Here is a 17,459-nt window from a genome sequence, read left to right as displayed (position 1 = left end):
CTCTATAATCAGCGCCTTCTTCGTTATAAGGCGATAGATTCCTTCGAAGAAAAGAGGACCGATTGTTATGTTTCATGGCAAAAGAAAGCATGCCTGGATCGCGCTGGTTTGCGCCATTCTGCTGTTTACGTCTTCCACGACGGCATTCGCTTTTGGCAAAGGCTCCAAAGGACCTGACGTATATGCCGTGCAGGGGATGCTGAAATCCCTGGGCTACTACGGTGGGCCCATCACGGGATATTACGGCAGTCAGACGCAAGCCGGTGTCAAAGCCTTTCAAAACAAATACGGCCTGCCAGTGACCGGTAACATTGATGACCAAACGCTGCAATCCATTCTTTGGGCTTACGGCAATTTGAAAATTTCCAAGAAGCCTGCGCCAAACCCAACACCTGTGCCGCAGCCGTCAGCTCCGCCACAGCCGTCGGCTCCGCCGTCTGAGCCGAGCCCGCCTCCCGAAACGCCGATTGTATCCGGCTTGACAGAGGAAGAGCAGCAGATGCTGGATTTGGTTAACAAGGAACGTGCTGCTGCCGGTGTGCCGCCGCTTACCGCAGACCTCCAGCTGACCAAGACAGCCCGCTTGAAAAGTCAGGATATGGTCGACAATAATTATTTCTCACATGAATCGCCTACGTACGGATCGCCGTTTGATATGATGCAGAAGTTCGGCATCCAGTACAATACGGCAGGGGAAAACATTGCTTGCAATCAGAATGTGCAGGCAGCGCATCAAGCCCTTATGAATTCGCAGGGCCATCGCGAAAACATTCTAAACAAGGACTATACGCACATCGGCATCGGTATTGTGAACGGAGGCCCATGCGGTAAGATGTTCACACAGCAGTTTATCGGCAAATAAGCGCACTAGCACACAAAAAGCCGATCTTCCCGCGGTATTCCCGCATGAAGATCGGCTTTTGTCATGCTACAGCGTGGAAACAGGTTTAATTGCTTCCAACCATGCCTGGTAGGTTTGCAGCGCTTTTCCTTGCTCAATGGCATGCCGCGCCATGTAGATACCTTCCTCAATGGATCCGGCTTTTTTGGAAATCCAGAGCCTCATCGCACTGTTCAGCAGCACCATATTCAAGTAGGGAAGCTCGGCCTCTCCTTTCAACACAGACAAGGCGGTCTGTGCTTGCAACTCAGCAGTCCATTCCACTTCAGGCACCTCAACCATCAGCTCGTAAAGCTCTGGATCGACGATAAAGAGCTCGCTTGCTCCGTCCTGGATGAGATACGTACGTGTGCGCTTGTCGACGGCAAGATCCTCGGAGCCTTCCATTCCCTGTACGACAATACCTCTTGATACACCGAGGTCCATCAGCAAATTCGTGATTTTTTCGAACACGGTTCCGTGAAACACGCCGATCGCCATATATGGAGCATCGGTAAAGCGCATCAGCTTCTCCGCTGTATTAAAGACGGTACGGAGACCGAGTTCTTGCCGCAATCCTCTCAGCGCGGCGAGCGGAGGACACCAGGCCTCCGTTGGAACGAAGAGAAATCCGGTCCGCTGCGCAGCCGCAACCAAAGCATCCCGAGAGGAAGTAACAGCAGATACATTCATGGCTTGAAGGACGTCAGTAAGTGTAATCCCCCACTTCGGAGGCATACTTGGCGAGCCGTGCAGCGTATTTGGCAGGCCGCAAGCCGCTAGTACAAAAGCGGTAGGCAGCGTAGCGATAAATGTACGCGAGCGACCGTCGTACGGTCCTGCACAATCAAAGCTGCCCTCCATCGGAAAGGAGCTTCTGTGCTTTTTCAGCTCGTCAATGAATGCCTTCAGTTCATCCGGCGACTCCATTTTGATTCGCTCCGCCACAAGAAAAGCTCCGATTTGGGCAGGTGTAGCGGTTCCATTTATAATCTGCTCCGCAGCCTGCAGCGCTTCTTCGTAAGTCAAATCTCTTGCTCCGCGTTTGCCGCGGCCTACTTCTTTTAATAATGAAATCATCGTTTTCGACCTCCTTGATTCTGATCCTGCAGCAGCTGATACACTTTGACGATGGAGGTGGCGACGTCAACCATCCGTTTGCGTTCGTTCATGGCTTGTTTGCGCAGAAAATCGTAGGCCTCCGCCTCCGAGATATGCTTGATTTCACTAAGAATGCGTTTGGCCTGATCGATCCATTTGCGCTCCTCAAGCTTCGATAGAAGCTGTTCTCGTTCTTGATGCCACTCCGTCCGTTGAAAGTAATGATTGACACCAAGCAGTAGAGCACAGTGAATTTCAAGAGCGTTCATGGCGGAGCCGATTAGGCCGTCAATACCTGCATCAAGCTTGCATTCGTTGCTGGGAAACGTATGGTGATCACACCACCAGAAGACAGGAAGGCTTCGATGTTCAAGAACTCGGCTGCGCCAAGGCGCTACTTGCTCGGGGCTGACCGAAAGCAAAGCAGCATCCACTTTACCTATTATAAAGGAAAGCTCTTTGGGAGCAGAGGCTGTGTACACTCGAAATCCCAGATCTTTTAACGCAGCCTCTGGCATCGACTCTTTGACCAGAGATGCAGCGTCAGTCCGCGAATGCGAAGACGAGGTGGAGGAAGCTGAGCGAGTTGGAGAGAACTCGTCGATCAGTATAAATGATTGCAACATTCTTAATACCCTCCATCTTAGTTTAGCTTCATGGACATGGCAACTTCATGTCAGGTTACGTGCGGGGATGTGATTTTATATACCAATAAATATAGCACAGGGCCTTAAAATTTGTCGATAAAAACAGATCAACTTATTTTATGAAAAAACTATGTTAAGTTTATTGACACAATTTTAAAAGCGGACTATAATAAGATCATGAACCACACAAGATTACGGACACAATGGTGTGTCCAATCAACAGGCAATGGCGCCTATCCCCTTACAAATGCGTAATCGGATAGGCTTTTTCTGTTCTCTGTGTAATGAATGTTAACGTGTATGTCACAACGATGTGACTGCAGTGGCGACGAGGCCGATGAACATACCGCAATAGGTGCGGTTATGTCTGTCGGCCTTTTGTTATTGCAGCAGTGATGTAGCGTAACCTCGGAGAGCTTGCAGCTAGAGGGCAACCCAACACAAAAAAAGAGAAAAGAAAGATGCAGTCGGATGGGGAAGAAACAAAAAAAGGCGAAAAGCCGCATTTAAGGAGAGGATCCGGATGGTCGATCGGAAAAGTTTTCTACAAAGCGGGCACAAAGGTTCGCTGCTCAGCGCATTCTTGTATTTTGACATGAGCTTCATGGTATGGGTCATGCTCGGTCCGCTTGCTGTATTAATTGCGAATGACTTTCAGCTGGATGCGGCTCAGAAGGCAAACTTGGTGGCACTCCCAGCGCTTGGAGGTGCGATCCTAAGATTGGTGTTAGGTTATCTGACCGATCGGATCGGGCCCAAGAAAACAGGTATTCTGGGAATGATTTTAACGCTGGTGCCGCTCATTTTTGCTTGGCAGGTTGCTGACTCTCTAAATGATATGTATTTCGTAGCGTTGATGCTCGGAATTGCGGGAGCGAGCTTCGCAGCTGCTCTGCCGCTAGCGAGTCGCTGGTATCCACCGGAGCACCAAGGGCTAGCACTCGGCATCGCAGGTGCGGGTAACAGCGGGACGATATTCAGTACCATTTTCGCCAATCGTTTGGCACAGCATTTTGGGGATTGGCATGTTGTATTCGGTCTTGCACTTATTCCTTTAACTATCGTTTTCATTATTTTCTTATTTACTGCCAAAGACAGCCCGTCGCAGCCGGCTCCCGCAACTTTTCAAGATTACGGACGCTTGCTTAAACAAAGAGACACATGGTTGTTCTGCTTACTATATATGGTAACCTTCGGCGGATTCTCCGGTATGGCTAACTATTTAACGATTTTCTTCAATACTCAGTATAAATTAAGTGCTATTCAAGCGGCTGATTTTGCAACCATCTGTATTATTGCGGGAAGCTTCTTCCGTCCGGTTGGCGGCTGGCTGTCCGATAAAATGGGCGGTATTCGGATGCTGATGCTGCTGTATGGAGGTATTGGCGTTATGCTGGCAGGCGTCTCACTGCTGCCAAGTTTAGGTATTACAACGGTTCTCCTCTTCATTGCCATGCTGTGTATGGGAATGGGGAACGGTGCTGTGTTCCAGCTTGTGCCGCAGCGATTTGGCAACGAGGTCGGCATGATGACGGGGATCGTTGGGGCTGCGGGCGGTATTGGCGGATTTTTCCTTCCGAAAATTCTAGGCAACCTGAAGTTGTCCACAGGGTCCTTCACTCCTGGCTTCCTGGTGCTCAGCGGTATCGCAATTTGCTGCATTCTGCTCATCGCAATTGTCCAAGGTCAATGGAAGCGTTCCTGGATCGGGGAAGGCGGCAAAGTGAAGTCTTCTGGAGCAAGCGGCGTTCACGCTTAAACAATTGGGCTCTCCCGCTGGTTGAAGCAGCGGCCGGCGGGAAGAACCCCCAGTAAACGCTTTGCTCATGCAGCTTGGAATTGTTTCCAGCAAAGCAGGCTGTATGCGCAAAGACGTTTACGACCACTCGTCTTTGGTAGTTCAAATCGAACTACTCTAGCTCCATATCCCAACTATTGTCATAGGGAGGCTAATACCGCTTCCCATGACCCTTTTTTTAGAGGGATATGGTTTGAGTCACTAAGGGATATCGAGTTAGGCCATATAGAAAGGATGATTCGTAATGACACAGAAAGAGAAGTTGGTATTGGTCGGAAATGGTATGGCTGGGGTAAACGCAGTAGAGCATTTGCTGAAGCTGGCTCCAGGCAAATATGAAGTGACAATCTTTGGGAGTGAGCCGCATCCGAACTATAACAGGATCTTGTTATCCTACGTGCTCGCAGGCGACTCCAAGGTAGATGATATCGTGATCCATCCCTTTGAATGGTACACGACCAACGGCATTACCTTACACACCAATCAAACGGTTACCGATATCGATATAACGGCTCAAACCGTAACCAGCGATAAAGGCATAACGGTTTCTTACGATAAATTAATTCTGGCTACAGGCTCGAATCCGTTCATGATTCCTCTGCCAGGCGCTGATAAAGAAGGCGTGATGGCATACAGAACCATTCGTGACTGCGAAATCATGATTGATTCAGCAAAAAAATATAAAAAAGCCATCGTCATCGGCGGAGGGCTGCTAGGGCTTGAAGCGGCACGCGGCTTCCTCAACTTAGGCATGAAAGTGGATGTTGTTCATATTCTTGACACCATTATGGAACGGCAATTGGATCGCCCTGCCTCCAAAATGCTGCAGGAAGCTCTTGAAGATCAGGGAATGAACTTCTTGCTCGAGAAGCAGTCTGCGGAAATTATTGGAGATAAGCGGGTTACAGGTCTAAAGTTCAAAGACGGTACGGTTGCTGAGGCGGACCTGATCGTCATGGCAGTAGGGATTCGCCCGAATGTGGAGCTGGCCAAAAAGGCGGGGCTGGAGTGCAATCCGGGCATCATTGTCAACGATTACTTGCAAACAAGCGTGCCGAATGTGTATGCAGTAGGTGAGTGTGCGATGCACCGTGGTGTTGCTTACGGTCTGGTCGCTCCGCTTTACGAACAGGGGGCTGTGCTTGCCAAACATCTCGCAAGTGTAGAGACAGCGCCATACGAAGGTTCAGTTGTTTATACCAAATTAAAGGTTTCCGGCGTTGACGTCTTCTCAGGCGGTCAATTCGTAGATGCTGAGGGTACGAAGGCCATTCGTGTGCATGATGAATTTTCCGGTATTTATAAGAAGGTCGTCATCAAAGACAACAAAATCATCGGAGCCGTGCTGTTCGGAGATACGTCAGACGGAACACGTTTGATGCAGATGATCCGCGAAGAAACGGATATCAGCGGAATGGAGAAAACAGCTATTCTAAAGGACAACTCCGGTAGCGGTGCGGCTTCGGGCGTAGCGGATATGAGTGACGACACGATTATATGCGGATGTAATGGCGTGACCAAGGGGACGATCTGCTCGGCGATTAAAGAGCAAGGGCTCACCAGTGTGGAAGAAGTGAAGAACTGCACGACGGCTTCCCGTTCCTGCGGAGGTTGTAAGCCTCTTGTCAGCGACCTGCTCGCTTACACATTGGGTACCTCTTACGATAAAAACGCGGCAAAAGAAACGATCTGCAGCTGCACGGAACACTCTCGTGACGAAGTAGTTGAAGCGATTCGCTCCAAGGGCCTTACCCATGTTCGTGAAGTTATGAATGTGTTGGGCTGGAAGAATGAAGAAGGCTGCTCCAAATGCCGTCCTGCACTGAACTACTACTTGGGCATGGTGAATCCGGAGTCGTACCGTGATGACAGCACATCCCGATTTGTGAATGAACGGATGCATGCCAATATTCAAAAAGACGGAACGTATTCCGTCGTACCGCGGATGTACGGAGGGGTGACGAACCCAGCCGAGCTAAAGCGAATTGCGGAAGTTGCGGAGCGATTCAATGTTCCTACCGTTAAGCTGACAGGAGGTCAACGGATTGACCTGCTTGGTGTGAAAAAAGAGGACCTGACCGCCATGTGGGAAGAGCTCGATATGCCGTCTGGATATGCCTACGGGAAAGCACTTCGTACAGTAAAAACGTGCGTTGGTGAAGAGTTCTGCCGTTTCGGCACAGGTGATTCTATGGCAGTTGGTATAGCTATGGAAAAACGCTTCGAGCGTTTGAATACACCGGCCAAGGTGAAAATGGCGGTTTCCGGTTGTCCGCGTAACTGTGCGGAGTCCGGGATTAAGGATTTGGGTGTCGTTTCTGTAGACGGCGGCTGGGAGCTGTATGCCGGAGGAAACGGCGGTGTGAAAGTGCGGGTAGGCGATCTCTTAACCACGGTGAAGACGGAGCAAGAGATTATTGAATACACCGAAGCTTATTTACAGTATTACCGGGAGACAGGCAAATACGGTGAGCGTACCAGCGAGTGGGTGCACAGACTTGGCATTGACCATATCCGTGATGTTGTACAGGATGAAGCCAAGCGCAAGGAGCTCTGTGCGAGAATGGACACAGCCCTTTCTGTTACCAAAGATCCATGGAGAGCAGCAATTGACAGTAAAAAAATAAGGCAAGATCTCTACGAAGTGGTCGAATTAACATAGAAGATTTTTCTCGGTGGGAGGAGAGCGGAATATGAGCGTGAAAGAGGAGCAATTGGTTTGGGTAGAAGCCGTATCGTACGAGGAACTGGCTTTCAATACAGGGAAAACGATTCGCTATCAGGGCGAGGAAGTTGCTTTGTTTAAATTAAGCAGCGGCAAGCTTCAAGCGATTCAAAATCGTTGTCCGCATAAGGATGGCGTATTAGCGGAAGGAATCGTATGTGACGAGCATGTGTTCTGCCCGATGCATGACCGGAAAATTCACCTTCCTTCGGGATTGGTTCAGCTTCCGGATACCGGCTGTGTCAAGACGTATTCGACTAAGCTCCAGGATGGCATCGTCTATATCGGCTTCGCCAAAGCTGAAGAATTGGCCAGCTAATTCAACTTTATAGAAGCGGGGAGTGGGGAGCGATGATAGAAGCTTTGCGGACATTGCCAAAAGAACAAACCTCCTCCCACTGCTGCTTTTGCAGTATGCAGTGCGGGGTGGAACTAGTCCCCAGTGATAAAAATCCGGGCTTGGTTGTGAAACCAAGCCCTAATTTTCCTGTAGCGACAGGAAGGCTATGCCAGAAGGGACTCAATTCGCTGGAGCATGTGCTCCATCCGGAGCGGGTCACCGAACCGCTAGCCAGAATGAACAGCACATTTGGCGCTTGGAGCCCCGTAACCTGGGACGATGCGTTAGGGGATATTGCCAAGCAAATTCAAGAGCTTCAGCAAGAGTACGGCCATGATGCGGCAGCGGTATACGGCGGCGGTTCGTTAACCAATGAAGTCTGTTATTTGCTCGGTAAATTTACGAGAGTCGCTCTGCGCTCCAAGTATATTGACTACAATGGAAGATATTGCATGTCCTCCGCTGCGGCGGCAAGTAACCAGGCGTTTGGAATCGACAGGGGCATGACGATGCCCTTGTCTGAAATACCGAAGGCGAAGTATATCATTTTGGCCGGTACGAATATTGCTGAATGCCAGCCGACCATGATGCCATATTTACTAGAGGCTAAGAAGAATGGAGCTGTGATTGTGACGATCGATCCGCGTAATACGATGACGTCCAAGGTAGCGGACATTCATGTAAGACTGCAGCCTGGCTTCGATTCTGTATTTGTCAATGGGCTGCTTCACGTCATTGTGAATGAAAAGCTGTATGCAGACTCCTTTGTTCAAGAGCGTACGGTAGGATTTGAACAGCTCGCTGAGGCTGTTAAGTCATTTACGCCCGCTCGTGTGGAAGAAATAACAGGTGTGCTCGAGGGGATGGTACGAACCGTTGCCAGAGGCTTCGCCAAGGCGGAAACGGGAATCGTACTGACGGCGCGGGGGCTGGAACAACAAGTGAACGGTGTGGAGAACACCTTGAATTATATCAATCTATCTGTGCTTACTGGGAAAATAGGCCGACCAGGATGCGGATACGGAGCCGTGACGGGTCAAGCGAACGGTCAGGGAGGACGCGAGCACGGTCAAAAGGCTGATCAGCTTCCCGGCTACCGTTCCATTGAGGACCCCGCTGCACGCGAGCATGTTGCCAGCGTATGGGGAATTCGCCCGGAGGAGCTTCCCGGGAAAGGCGTTTCTGCCTATGAGCTGCTCAAAAAAGTAGATGAGGGCGAAATCAAGGCGCTCATCGTACTTGGTTCGAATCCGCTTGTTTCAAGCCCGAACAGTGGGATGGTCGAACGTGCGCTGCAAAAGCTAAAGCTGCTTGTGGTTATTGACATGTTTGAATCCGAAACTGCCCGATATGCTCATTATTTGCTGCCGGGCTCTTCTTTCCTTGAAGGGGAAGGTACGCTAACCAATTTGGAAGGAAGAGTGTTCCACCGTGGCAAAGTACTAGAGCTTCCTGGCAGCAGTAAGCTGGACTATGAGATTATCTGCGAGCTTGCAGATCGTTTGGGCAGAGGGGCGTATTTTCAATACAGCGGCATTGAGGATGTGTTCAACGAGCTGGCGCGAGCTAGCGCCGGCGGGAAGGCGGATTACAGCGGAATCACCTATGATCGACTCAAAAGTGAGAAAGGATTGTTCTGGCCCTGTCCGTCTGCCGATCATCCGGGCACGCCGTATATGTTCCAGAAGTCCTTTCATCATGCGGACGGCAAGGCCCGACTATTCGGTATCACTCCCAAAATGCCGGCTGAGCCGATAGACACTGACTACCCGTTCGTGTTAACGACGGGACGGCTGTCCAACCATTATTTGAGCGGGTACAGACGCGCAGAACGGAAGGTCTGCATAAGAAGGCTCCAGTACCGGTGGCGGAGATCCATCCGTGGTTAGCCGGTAAAATCGGATTAGGCTTGGACAGTAAAATCCGCATTACCTCAAGAAGAGGGTCGCTGGTGTTTCAGGTCAAAGTAACGGAAGGGATTCAGCCACGAACCGTCTTTGTCCCTTTTCATTGGGGCGAAGAATTGTCGATCAACAAGCTGACCATGGACGCTTTGGATCCGACAAGCCGGATGCCCGAGTTCAAAATATGCGCCGTTAAGGTAGAGAGAGCGGATTGAAGACCAATCAAGGGTTCAGCTTTGGCTGCTGTTCTCCGAGCGCAGTACTTTGAGGGCGCCCGCTAAGCTTCTTCGAGAACTACTGAGCCTCCATACTAACAGTGTCAACAGACTGAGAGCTGTACAGAGCAGAGGATCTGCTAGCTGTACAGCTCTTTTTGGCATTGTAGGCCGGGAACTTCATGATGTAGATGCTGCGGAGATTTGATACGGCTTTGAAGCTCAAGCACAGTATGTATTGCCAATTTTGTCAGTGAAGGCACTAAATTGAATAGGATTTCGACGTGTAGGCTTCAGATTTCATCCAAGAATCTGGCTCGGCCAAAGCACGTAGCTTGCACGGTCCCTCTCTGCCCCTAGCAGCTTCAGATAAGCGTGCTCAGGAGCATCCTCGATTCGGGCACCGTCCCAGCTGTCGATCACAATTTTACGAAGTTGGCTCGTTTGGAACATCAAACGGAAAATCTGTTTGAGCTGCTGGCTCATGCTAGATGCATCAACTTCAGACTTGGGGCCGTCCAAGCGATAGATCCTCTTTCCGTTATTTTCCATCCAAAGCAACCAGCGGCCATCCTGACATACTAAATAGTTGCCTGCCTTGCGGGAAAAGGAAACCCCCTGTTTCACAGGCCATGGCAGCAGCAGCCCGAATGGATTAGCTGGATCGACCGCGCCTATGAGGGTGAGCGATTCGTTATACGATCCGCCCGCAATTCGGTCGTTATCTGTATAGGGCTGTTGAAGCTGTGAAAGGAACGCTTTGGACGCGAATTGAAGCTGTGCCACGTCTTGAAGGAATAACCCCCGCACAACAAGTCCCCATTCTTCCAGCTGCCTCAGGAACGGTAGCAGTGTTTCCCAAGGATAGGGACAGAGGGAAGCGGCTAGATCTCTGGTTAAGATCCCGTACCTTTTTAATACATGCTGGATCCAGGCGGTTACCGATGCTTCCTTGTCATATTGGGGGTTGTGCAGCGAATCAAGCGCATACCATCTGCCTAGACCGGACTGGAATTTGTCCGGCTTCTTCCCTTTACTTTGCGCGTGAAGTCGCAGCGTGGCAAACTGGTCGTTGGCAGCCCGGCCGTCCCATACCAGGTCCAGTAAATCGGTGAGAAGAGATGAGGGCGTGCGACCTGTTTCGATTCCGAGCTTGCTTAGGAACGATGCCCCCTTCTCGCGCAGCAGCCGATGAAGCTCTGGATGGGATGCTGTCTTCCCCAATGCAGCCGATAGGTAGGGTTCATAGAGAGCACTGCTTTCCGAAGTGAAAAAGGCGATTTTTCCTTCTTTATCATCTGGCTCCTTGCTTCCGATCCAAAATACTTCTCCCGAAGAACAGAGCAGATCCAAATCCTGCTTTCGATAACGGGATTGGCGTGTCGGAAAGAGAAGAGACTCCCAGAGAGACACAGGCATAAAGAAGCCTTGCAAAGCCTCAATAATCTCGCGTAGTCCTTCCATTCCTGCAGCTCCCGATGGAGCAGGGACAGTCGCCATATGCCGAAGCGGCATATGCCGAAAGTAATGCAGCGCGGGCACAGCAGCTCCATTACGGCGATACATCTGCAGCGACGTGCGAATCAAGCGCGATGCGACCTTGCGGCTCGTCCAGATCTGCTCCTGCCCCGGTTCGGCAAAGGGAGCGGGTTCAACAGAGCCGGCCTCCCGTGCGGCTTGTATCCAGCTTTGAACCGATACCAGCGGAGCATCATATCTGGAAGCTGCATCTTCAGCAGTAAAGGAAAGCCGATGATCGGCAAAACGCTGGAAAATAAAGGCCTGTGCGCTCGCAGAATCGGCGAGCTCTTCATAGTACTCCGTTTCATCTGCGCATATCCAGTACGTCTGGTTGCCTAAGCGAATTTCTTTCAGTGAACCGCGGTCTTTCATATGGTTCAGCCATTCTACGATAGAAGCATCGGCTGCTAGACGCGCTTTTTTCAGCTCATCAAGAGAAGCTTCTCCGTGCTCCTTCAAATAGCGAAAAAGATCCTCCGCTTGTTCCAAAGCAACGCTCGTTTCGGATAACCGCTTCTCCTCAGCAGCTATCGCTTCGGGGCTAACTGCTTCCCTGACCGCGTCCATTCCAAACACTTCGGCGGCCATTTGACGGCTGAAGCTGAGCAGCTCAACCTGTACATCCTGTGCAAGAGCATCGGATTCGTACAAGCGGGTTTGCGCATAATCCGCATGAAATTGTCCGGCAAGAGGTGACGGGAACTGGTTGCGTTGAACGGAGAAGCGGATCTCTGCGCGAGCAATAGCTGTAAGTACCTCTCTCAAATGGGTAATGTCTACGTGTTCTTCGATACATTCGCGCATGGCTTCCTGAAAGAGGGGGAAGCGCTCTCGAAACGGCAGGGCTTCCTTGAGGAGCTCTTGTCCTCTGAGACGCTTTTTCCAAGCAGGCATTCGTGTGAAGCTTCGGCTTAGCAGCAGAGAGGTCTCCGCCATTCGCTGAAAGGCCGCTCCGAACATCGGGGATTGAGCGACTGCATCTGCAACTAGCGTCTCAGACTGCTCGGCAGTCAAAGACATGATCTCGTGTACGATAGCCTCGTCGTATTTCGGGAAAATCAGTTCAAGTCCTTGGTCCCTGGCGTTTGTGTAAAGTGGTGACAAACCGATCTGGGCCAATCTGCGGCATATGGCCATCAACCAGGTACGGTTGAATTTTCTCCCAAACAAGGAATGCAGGATGTAGTGGGTATGATTCTGTTCATCCGTAAAGCATTCGATGACGACATTTCGGTCCGTCGGAACGGCAGCAACCGCCATTTGATTACGGATCATGGCGATCAAGCTGCTGCTGGAATCTGCATCCATATGAAACGTGGCCATCAGCCAGGCTTGAGTCTCTACATCTGCTGTAGTCCTTGTTGGCAGGCTATGAGCGGATTCTCCCGCGGCCTGGAGACGGTTATGGAGCTCGCGCCATAGCGATCCTGTCTGGACGCCAATTTCGAAAGATTTACCCCCGGCCTCGCCGCGCCAGAAGGGAATCTCGCTGTAGCGGTTTTCCGCTTCGCGCACATAGATCCGTTCAGGCCGGATACGGACAATCCGCCACGAAGCGGTGCCAAGCTGGAAGACGTCGCCTACCGACGACTCTTGGATATATTCTTCATCGAGCTCGCCGAGATGGAGTCCGGTTTCACTGTGATGCACGGGGTAGGCCGTGCTTTGGGGAATGGTGCCGGCGCCAATCAGCGCCGCCATCGGTGTAACGGCTAGGCGCGTAAGCTGCCCTGAATCGCGGTTCCATTCAAGGAGCGGCCGCACGAATGGGTAGAAGCCAGACAGCACCTCAAGCATTTGCAGCAGCTTATCGCGGGTCACCCAGCGGAAGCTATCGCTGCGCGCGAGCAGCTTCGCGAGCGACTGCACGTCCCAGTCGTCGCCGAGACTGACGATGGCGACGATCTGCTGCGCCAGCACATCGAGTCCGCCCCGCGGGATGCGGATGGACTCGATGTCCCGCGCAGCGATGCGCCGGCTGAGCACAGCCAGCTCCGGCAGCAGGGTGCGGCTGCGCGCAAGCAACACGCCGCGGCTGACATCGCCGACAGCGTGCCCGGCGCGGCCGATGCGCTGGATGCCGGCGGCCGCGCTGAACGGCGAGTCGATCTGGATCACCAGATCGACATGGCCCACGTCGATGCCGAGCTCCATCGACGAAGTTGCGACGAGGCAGCGCAGCTCGCCGTCCTTCAGCATGCGCTCGACTTCGAGGCGCTTCTCGCGGGCAACGCTGCCGTGGTGGCTTCTGGCCATCTCGTAGCCGACGTGGTCGTTCAGCCGCAGCGTCAGCCGTTCACACAGCCTGCGGCTGTTGGCGAAAATAAGCGTCGAGGTGCAGCCTTCCATCAGCTGCAGCAGCCGCACAACTAGCGGCGTCCATAGCGCTTCCTTATCGGCGCTAGGGCGGGCAGGTTCCGGCATCGTCACTTGCAGGGAATAGAGCTTCTCGGCTTTACTCTCAATAATCTCCACGTGTCGCGGGGTATCGTTCTCCCAACCGCCGAGAAATTGTGCAACACGTTCAATCGGCTTCTGTGTAGCAGAGACGCCGATTCGCTGAACAGCTCGTCTGCACCACGCTTCTAGCCGCTCCAGCGTCAGGGACAAGTGCATGCCGCGCTTGTCCGCCGCAAGATCATGAATTTCATCGACGACAATGTGCCGCACCGTTCTCAAAATCTCTCTCGCTCTCGGAGAGGTTAGCAGCAGATATAGCGATTCCGGAGTTGTAACTAACAGATCCGGGGGAGTCCTGAGCATGGAAGCGCGAGTGCTTTGCTTCGTATCTCCTGTGCGAACCCCCGCTTGCAGTCCGGGCCACCGGATGTCTTGCCGTTCGTCCGATCGTTTTTGTATTTCTTCTATATATAAGAGCAGGTGATGGTGAATATCGTTATTCAAAGCCTTCAAAGGAGTGACAACCAGCGTTCTCACACCAGGCGTATAGCTCACGCCCTGCTCCAGCTTTTCTGCAGCAATTTCATGCAAGCATGGTAGGAGAGCCGCCAGTGTCTTACCGGAACCAGTAGGTGAGGAAATAAGGGTATTCGCGCCTTTTGTAATTTGGAGCCAGGCTAGACGTTGTACTTCTGTGGGCTGACCATATTTGGAGCTGAACCATCCCGTTAGTACGGGATGAAAACCGAATTCCCGCCGCAAACTCTCTTCTAAGCTCTCCAAGTATCCGTACACCTCCCGTTTCACATTTTCTTCCAAGATATCATATTCACTTTGCCGTTGCCATCAAGAGCTTGATCTCCACATAAAAAGCCCTCGACACCTCAAAAAGGATGAGGCGCGAAGGCTCGCATGGATCCATATGCTGACGGAATCAGATCTTCAATTCCCCAAGCTTGATCAGTTCTACAACCGCTTGTGAACGACCTTTTACGTTCAATTTTTGCATAACATTGGATATATGGTTGCGAACAGTTTTTTCGCTGATAAAAAGCTGCTGCGCGATATCCTTGGTTGTTTTGTCCTGAACTAAGAGCTCGAATACTTCACGTTCACGGTTGGTAAGTAGGAATTTGTTTTTGTGGTCGTTGGTCATGGATGTGTGTCACCCCTCCTTGCTCGGGTATTGGGAAATACAAGGTATAGGGATACAGTCAAAGTTAGTTTATGAAGGGCTGCTATCAATGGTGCCGTGAACCGGGAAAAATGGGCATAAGCCGCTTTTGAGTTTCCAACGGAGCCGTGTTAAGCTGAAAAGGGACCATCTGGCCCGAAAGGAGACGGCATTCATGTTCAGGCGGGATTATTTTATGCGGCAGATTGAGCAGTTGACTGTAACGCTCCATCGTATTCTTTTTCATAAAGATCAGCTTCAAATTGCAGAAGCCCAGCGGCTTTTGGAGGAAGCGAGCCGCCATGTGCTAGGGCTTAATGTTCACTCCTTGTATGCCTTGTCCAGTAAAGATATTCTTGAGTTTTTAACGTATCAGGGGAGCTTAGATTCGGGCAAAGCGCTCATCGTGGCAGACTTGTTCAGGGAACAAGGAGACTTATATGTGACAAGCGGGGAGCCGGAGGAGGCTTACGCCTATCATCTGAAATCACTGGAATTGCTGTTTGAGCTGTACAACCTTGATGATGAAGATCAGACGGAGATTCGTCAGGAGTCCTGCCCTCGGATTGAAGCCGTTATCGAAAGATTATCCGGTTGGTTTATTCCGGCACCTATCAAGTTGTCGCTCTTTGCCTTTTACGAGAGTAGGGGCCGTTACTCGAAAGCGGAAGATGTTTTGTTTCATTACATAGAAGATGCAGGGGAAAAGGAATCGGTGCTTCAGGAGGCGATTATGTTTTATAAAAGGCTTCTTGCCAAGGATGAAAAGGATCTTCAAGCGGGGAACTTTACCGCCGAAGAAGCAGTGACGGGCTTGGAGCAGCTGAAACAAAAGTATCATGCAGAGGAAAACCCCTCGGTTTAACGTAATCAGTAATCATAAATCCTTCCTTTATCCGGTTATAATTCCTTTAATACATAGAAGTAGGTGCGAGAGATGGCTTGGTATCAAGAAAGCTTTGGGAATGATTATTTAGTTGTATATAAGCATCGTGATTTACAGGGGGCTTATCATGAAGTTAAGAAAATGATCGATTGGCTTCAGTTGGAGCAGGGGGCGGAGGTGCTTGATCTTTGCTGCGGAATGGGAAGACACTCGATGGCGCTTGCCGAGTTTGGCTACAAGGTTACGGGGGTGGATTTGTCGGAGGTGCTGCTGCAGGAAGCGGTAAAGCTGGATACGGACAGTCACGTAGAGTGGCTGCGCGGGGATATGCGCGAGGTGCCGCTCGAACGTCAATTTGACGCTGTTGTGAATCTATTTACTTCCTTTGGCTATTTTGATGAGGATGAACAAAATGAGCGTGTGTTTCATGAAATACACCGTTTGCTCAAGCCTGGCGGGAAGTACATTGTCGATTTTATGAATCCGGCTTATGTCAAAGTTCATCTGGTTCCGCAGTCGGAACGAACGGAAGAAGGGATGACGATTCGCGAAAGCCGCAGCATTGAAGATGGCTGTGTACGGAAACGTATTGTGATCTCCGAGCAAGGTAAGCCTGAGCGTCACTATGTTGAGCAGGTTAAGCTTTACGGCCGTGAAGCGTTCGAAGCCATGCTGACCTCTGCAGGCTTGCAGCTGGATCATGTATACGGGGGCTATGATGGACAGGCTTATGATGAGGCGAATTCCAGCAGAATGATTTTTGTAGGACAACGGAAAGGATGAACAGCGGCACATGCTAACCACGATTGAACATTCAGATGATATTCTTCAAGTTAAAGTACCGCTGCCCTTTCCACTGCGGTGGGTCAACAGCTACCTCGTACGGGGTAGCGCGGGCTGGACCTTGATTGATCCGGGACTCCGTACCCCGGAAGCGGAGGCGCTCTGGCATGCGGTGCTGCAGGAGCGCGGAATTGCTTTTGAGCACATTGAACAAGTTGTGCTCACTCACCACCATCCCGACCATTACGGGCTGGCCGGGTGGTTCCAGGAGCGCACGGGCGCCCCGGTTCTCCTCTCGGAGACCGGATGGCGGCAGGTGCAGCTCATGTGGCAGGGGAGCTGCCGATGTCCCGGCTGCTCCTGGATTTGTTCGCTCGCCACGGGCTGCCGGCCGGCGAGCTGGAAGAGATGGAGCGGCACATGGCAGGCTTCGTGCCGCTTGTGTCCCCGCAGCCGCAGGTGACGCTGCTGGGAGAAGGGCCGGTCCGCCTCGGGGAGCGGATGTATGAAGCCATCGAGACCCCCGGCCATGCCGCGGGTCATCTTGTCTTCTACGACGCCGAGTCGGAGGTCATCTTTTGCGGCGACCACGTCCTGCCGCAAATATCGCCGAACGTCAGCTTCCTCCCGCAGGTGGAAGCGAATCCGCTCGGCGCGTACCTGCACAGCCTGCAGGAAATCGGCAGGCTGCAGGTCCGCATGGCTTACCCGGGACACCGGGAGCCATGGGCGGGGTTCAGCGCACGCGCAGCGGAGCTGGTGCGCCATCATCATGAGCGGCTTGCGCTCATGGAGGAGAAACTGCGCGAGCCGCTCAGCGCGTATGCACTGTGCCGGGCCATGTTTGGCCATCGGCTGTCCGTGCATCAACTGCGCTTCGCGCTCTCGGAGACGATCGCGCATCTCGTCCTGCTCGAAGCGGAGGGGCGGATCCGAGCGGTTTCGTGCGCGGATGACTCCGACAAGGTTCTATATCAGACAGTTGTGTAATCAATGCCTAGGACTGCTGTGGTTCGGGAAGCGGCGTTTTTGGTTTTTGCCCGATTCGGTCACCCTAATTATGAGTTGGCCAAGTCCAAGAGCTG

At 51.8% G+C, this 17,459-nt stretch carries 14 protein-coding genes; 10 read left to right on the top strand and 4 right to left on the bottom strand.

Annotated elements, in window-relative coordinates; translation table 11 throughout:
* Nucleotides 1-67: 67 nt before the first annotated feature.
* Complete coding sequence (locus tag L0M14_RS20280; protein ID WP_235118402.1) at nucleotides 68-862, top strand: CAP domain-containing protein; 795 nt, start codon at nucleotides 68-70, stop codon at nucleotides 860-862.
* A gap of 66 nt (nucleotides 863-928) precedes the next feature.
* Here L0M14_RS20280 and L0M14_RS20275 read toward each other — a convergent pair whose 3' ends face one another.
* Together L0M14_RS20275 and L0M14_RS20270 are read right to left on the bottom strand one after the other, a co-directional pair.
* Nucleotides 929-1,960: an anthranilate phosphoribosyltransferase gene (locus tag L0M14_RS20275; RefSeq protein ID WP_235118401.1), complete on the bottom strand. Its 1,032-nt coding sequence runs from the start codon at nucleotides 1,958-1,960 to the stop codon at nucleotides 929-931.
* Complete coding sequence (locus L0M14_RS20270; RefSeq protein WP_235118400.1) at nucleotides 1,957-2,607, bottom strand: ANTAR domain-containing response regulator; 651 nt, start codon at nucleotides 2,605-2,607, stop codon at nucleotides 1,957-1,959. The genes L0M14_RS20275 and L0M14_RS20270 overlap by 4 nt, the downstream gene beginning before the upstream one ends.
* A 544-nt stretch (nucleotides 2,608-3,151) precedes the next feature.
* On the opposite strand from L0M14_RS20270, the gene L0M14_RS20265 reads away from it, so the two are divergent.
* The 5 genes from L0M14_RS20265 (at nucleotide 3,152) to L0M14_RS20245 (ending at nucleotide 9,610) form a co-directional block, all read left to right on the top strand.
* Nucleotides 3,152-4,387, top strand: a complete 1,236-nt coding sequence (locus L0M14_RS20265) for a nitrate/nitrite transporter (protein WP_235118399.1) — start codon at nucleotides 3,152-3,154, stop codon at nucleotides 4,385-4,387.
* Between the two features lie 283 nt (nucleotides 4,388-4,670).
* Nucleotides 4,671-7,088, top strand: coding sequence for a nitrite reductase large subunit NirB (gene nirB / locus L0M14_RS20260; RefSeq protein ID WP_235118398.1), 2,418 nt, complete (start codon nucleotides 4,671-4,673; stop codon nucleotides 7,086-7,088).
* A 31-nt stretch (nucleotides 7,089-7,119) separates the two neighbouring features.
* Nucleotides 7,120-7,470, top strand: coding sequence for a nitrite reductase small subunit NirD (gene nirD, locus L0M14_RS20255; protein WP_235118397.1), 351 nt, complete (start codon nucleotides 7,120-7,122; stop codon nucleotides 7,468-7,470).
* A 32-nt stretch (nucleotides 7,471-7,502) separates the two neighbouring features.
* On the top strand, nucleotides 7,503-9,380 hold the full coding sequence (locus L0M14_RS20250; protein WP_235118396.1) for a molybdopterin oxidoreductase family protein: 1,878 nt from the start codon (nucleotides 7,503-7,505) through the stop codon (nucleotides 9,378-9,380).
* Nucleotides 9,356-9,610, top strand: coding sequence for a molybdopterin dinucleotide binding domain-containing protein (locus L0M14_RS20245; RefSeq protein ID WP_235118395.1), 255 nt, complete (start codon nucleotides 9,356-9,358; stop codon nucleotides 9,608-9,610). Before L0M14_RS20250 ends, L0M14_RS20245 begins: the two co-directional genes overlap by 25 nt.
* A gap of 300 nt (nucleotides 9,611-9,910) precedes the next feature.
* Here L0M14_RS20245 and L0M14_RS20240 read toward each other — a convergent pair whose 3' ends face one another.
* The gene (locus L0M14_RS20240; RefSeq protein ID WP_235118394.1) at nucleotides 9,911-14,314 is read right to left on the bottom strand and encodes a DEAD/DEAH box helicase; all 4,404 of its coding nucleotides are present in this window, start codon (nucleotides 14,312-14,314) and stop codon (nucleotides 9,911-9,913) included.
* Nucleotides 14,315-14,465: 151 nt separating this feature from the next.
* Nucleotides 14,466-14,687 (bottom strand): helix-turn-helix domain-containing protein, encoded by a 222-nt coding sequence (locus L0M14_RS20235; protein ID WP_235118393.1) that lies wholly within the window; start codon nucleotides 14,685-14,687, stop codon nucleotides 14,466-14,468.
* A gap of 193 nt (nucleotides 14,688-14,880) precedes the next feature.
* On the opposite strand from L0M14_RS20235, the gene L0M14_RS20230 reads away from it, so the two are divergent.
* The 4 genes from L0M14_RS20230 to L0M14_RS20220 all read left to right on the top strand — a co-directional run bounded on the left by L0M14_RS20230 (nucleotide 14,881) and on the right by L0M14_RS20220 (nucleotide 17,364).
* Nucleotides 14,881-15,570: a DUF6483 family protein gene (locus tag L0M14_RS20230; RefSeq protein ID WP_235118392.1), complete on the top strand. Its 690-nt coding sequence runs from the start codon at nucleotides 14,881-14,883 to the stop codon at nucleotides 15,568-15,570.
* Between the two features lie 72 nt (nucleotides 15,571-15,642).
* The gene (locus L0M14_RS20225; RefSeq protein ID WP_235118391.1) at nucleotides 15,643-16,374 is read left to right on the top strand and encodes a class I SAM-dependent methyltransferase; all 732 of its coding nucleotides are present in this window, start codon (nucleotides 15,643-15,645) and stop codon (nucleotides 16,372-16,374) included.
* Between the two features lie 10 nt (nucleotides 16,375-16,384).
* Nucleotides 16,385-16,837: an MBL fold metallo-hydrolase gene (locus L0M14_RS31190; RefSeq protein ID WP_260115377.1), complete on the top strand. Its 453-nt coding sequence runs from the start codon at nucleotides 16,385-16,387 to the stop codon at nucleotides 16,835-16,837.
* Nucleotides 16,720-17,364 (top strand): MBL fold metallo-hydrolase, encoded by a 645-nt coding sequence (locus L0M14_RS20220; RefSeq protein WP_260115376.1) that lies wholly within the window; start codon nucleotides 16,720-16,722, stop codon nucleotides 17,362-17,364. Before L0M14_RS31190 ends, L0M14_RS20220 begins: the two co-directional genes overlap by 118 nt.
* The last annotated feature ends 95 nt before the right edge of the window (nucleotides 17,365-17,459 follow it).

The sequence above is a fragment of the Paenibacillus hexagrammi genome (assembly GCF_021513275.1).
In the GTDB taxonomy this organism is placed as follows: domain Bacteria; phylum Bacillota; class Bacilli; order Paenibacillales; family NBRC-103111; genus Paenibacillus_E; species Paenibacillus_E hexagrammi.
This window is presented reverse-complemented; position numbering and strand designations above follow the sequence as displayed.

Coding starts and splice junctions, on each gene's coding strand:
- L0M14_RS20230 (WP_235118392.1), top strand. CDS start 14,881: ATGTTCAGGCGGGATTATTTTATGCGGCAGATTGAGCAGTTGACTGTA.
- L0M14_RS20270 (WP_235118400.1), bottom strand. CDS start 2,607: ATGTTGCAATCATTTATACTGATCGACGAGTTCTCTCCAACTCGCTCA.
- L0M14_RS20265 (WP_235118399.1), top strand. CDS start 3,152: ATGGTCGATCGGAAAAGTTTTCTACAAAGCGGGCACAAAGGTTCGCTG.
- nirB (WP_235118398.1), top strand. CDS start 4,671: ATGACACAGAAAGAGAAGTTGGTATTGGTCGGAAATGGTATGGCTGGG.
- L0M14_RS20225 (WP_235118391.1), top strand. CDS start 15,643: ATGGCTTGGTATCAAGAAAGCTTTGGGAATGATTATTTAGTTGTATAT.
- L0M14_RS31190 (WP_260115377.1), top strand. CDS start 16,385: ATGCTAACCACGATTGAACATTCAGATGATATTCTTCAAGTTAAAGTA.
- L0M14_RS20235 (WP_235118393.1), bottom strand. CDS start 14,687: ATGACCAACGACCACAAAAACAAATTCCTACTTACCAACCGTGAACGT.
- L0M14_RS20280 (WP_235118402.1), top strand. CDS start 68: ATGTTTCATGGCAAAAGAAAGCATGCCTGGATCGCGCTGGTTTGCGCC.
- nirD (WP_235118397.1), top strand. CDS start 7,120: ATGAGCGTGAAAGAGGAGCAATTGGTTTGGGTAGAAGCCGTATCGTAC.
- L0M14_RS20250 (WP_235118396.1), top strand. CDS start 7,503: ATGATAGAAGCTTTGCGGACATTGCCAAAAGAACAAACCTCCTCCCAC.
- L0M14_RS20220 (WP_260115376.1), top strand. CDS start 16,720: ATGTCCCGGCTGCTCCTGGATTTGTTCGCTCGCCACGGGCTGCCGGCC.
- L0M14_RS20275 (WP_235118401.1), bottom strand. CDS start 1,960: ATGATTTCATTATTAAAAGAAGTAGGCCGCGGCAAACGCGGAGCAAGA.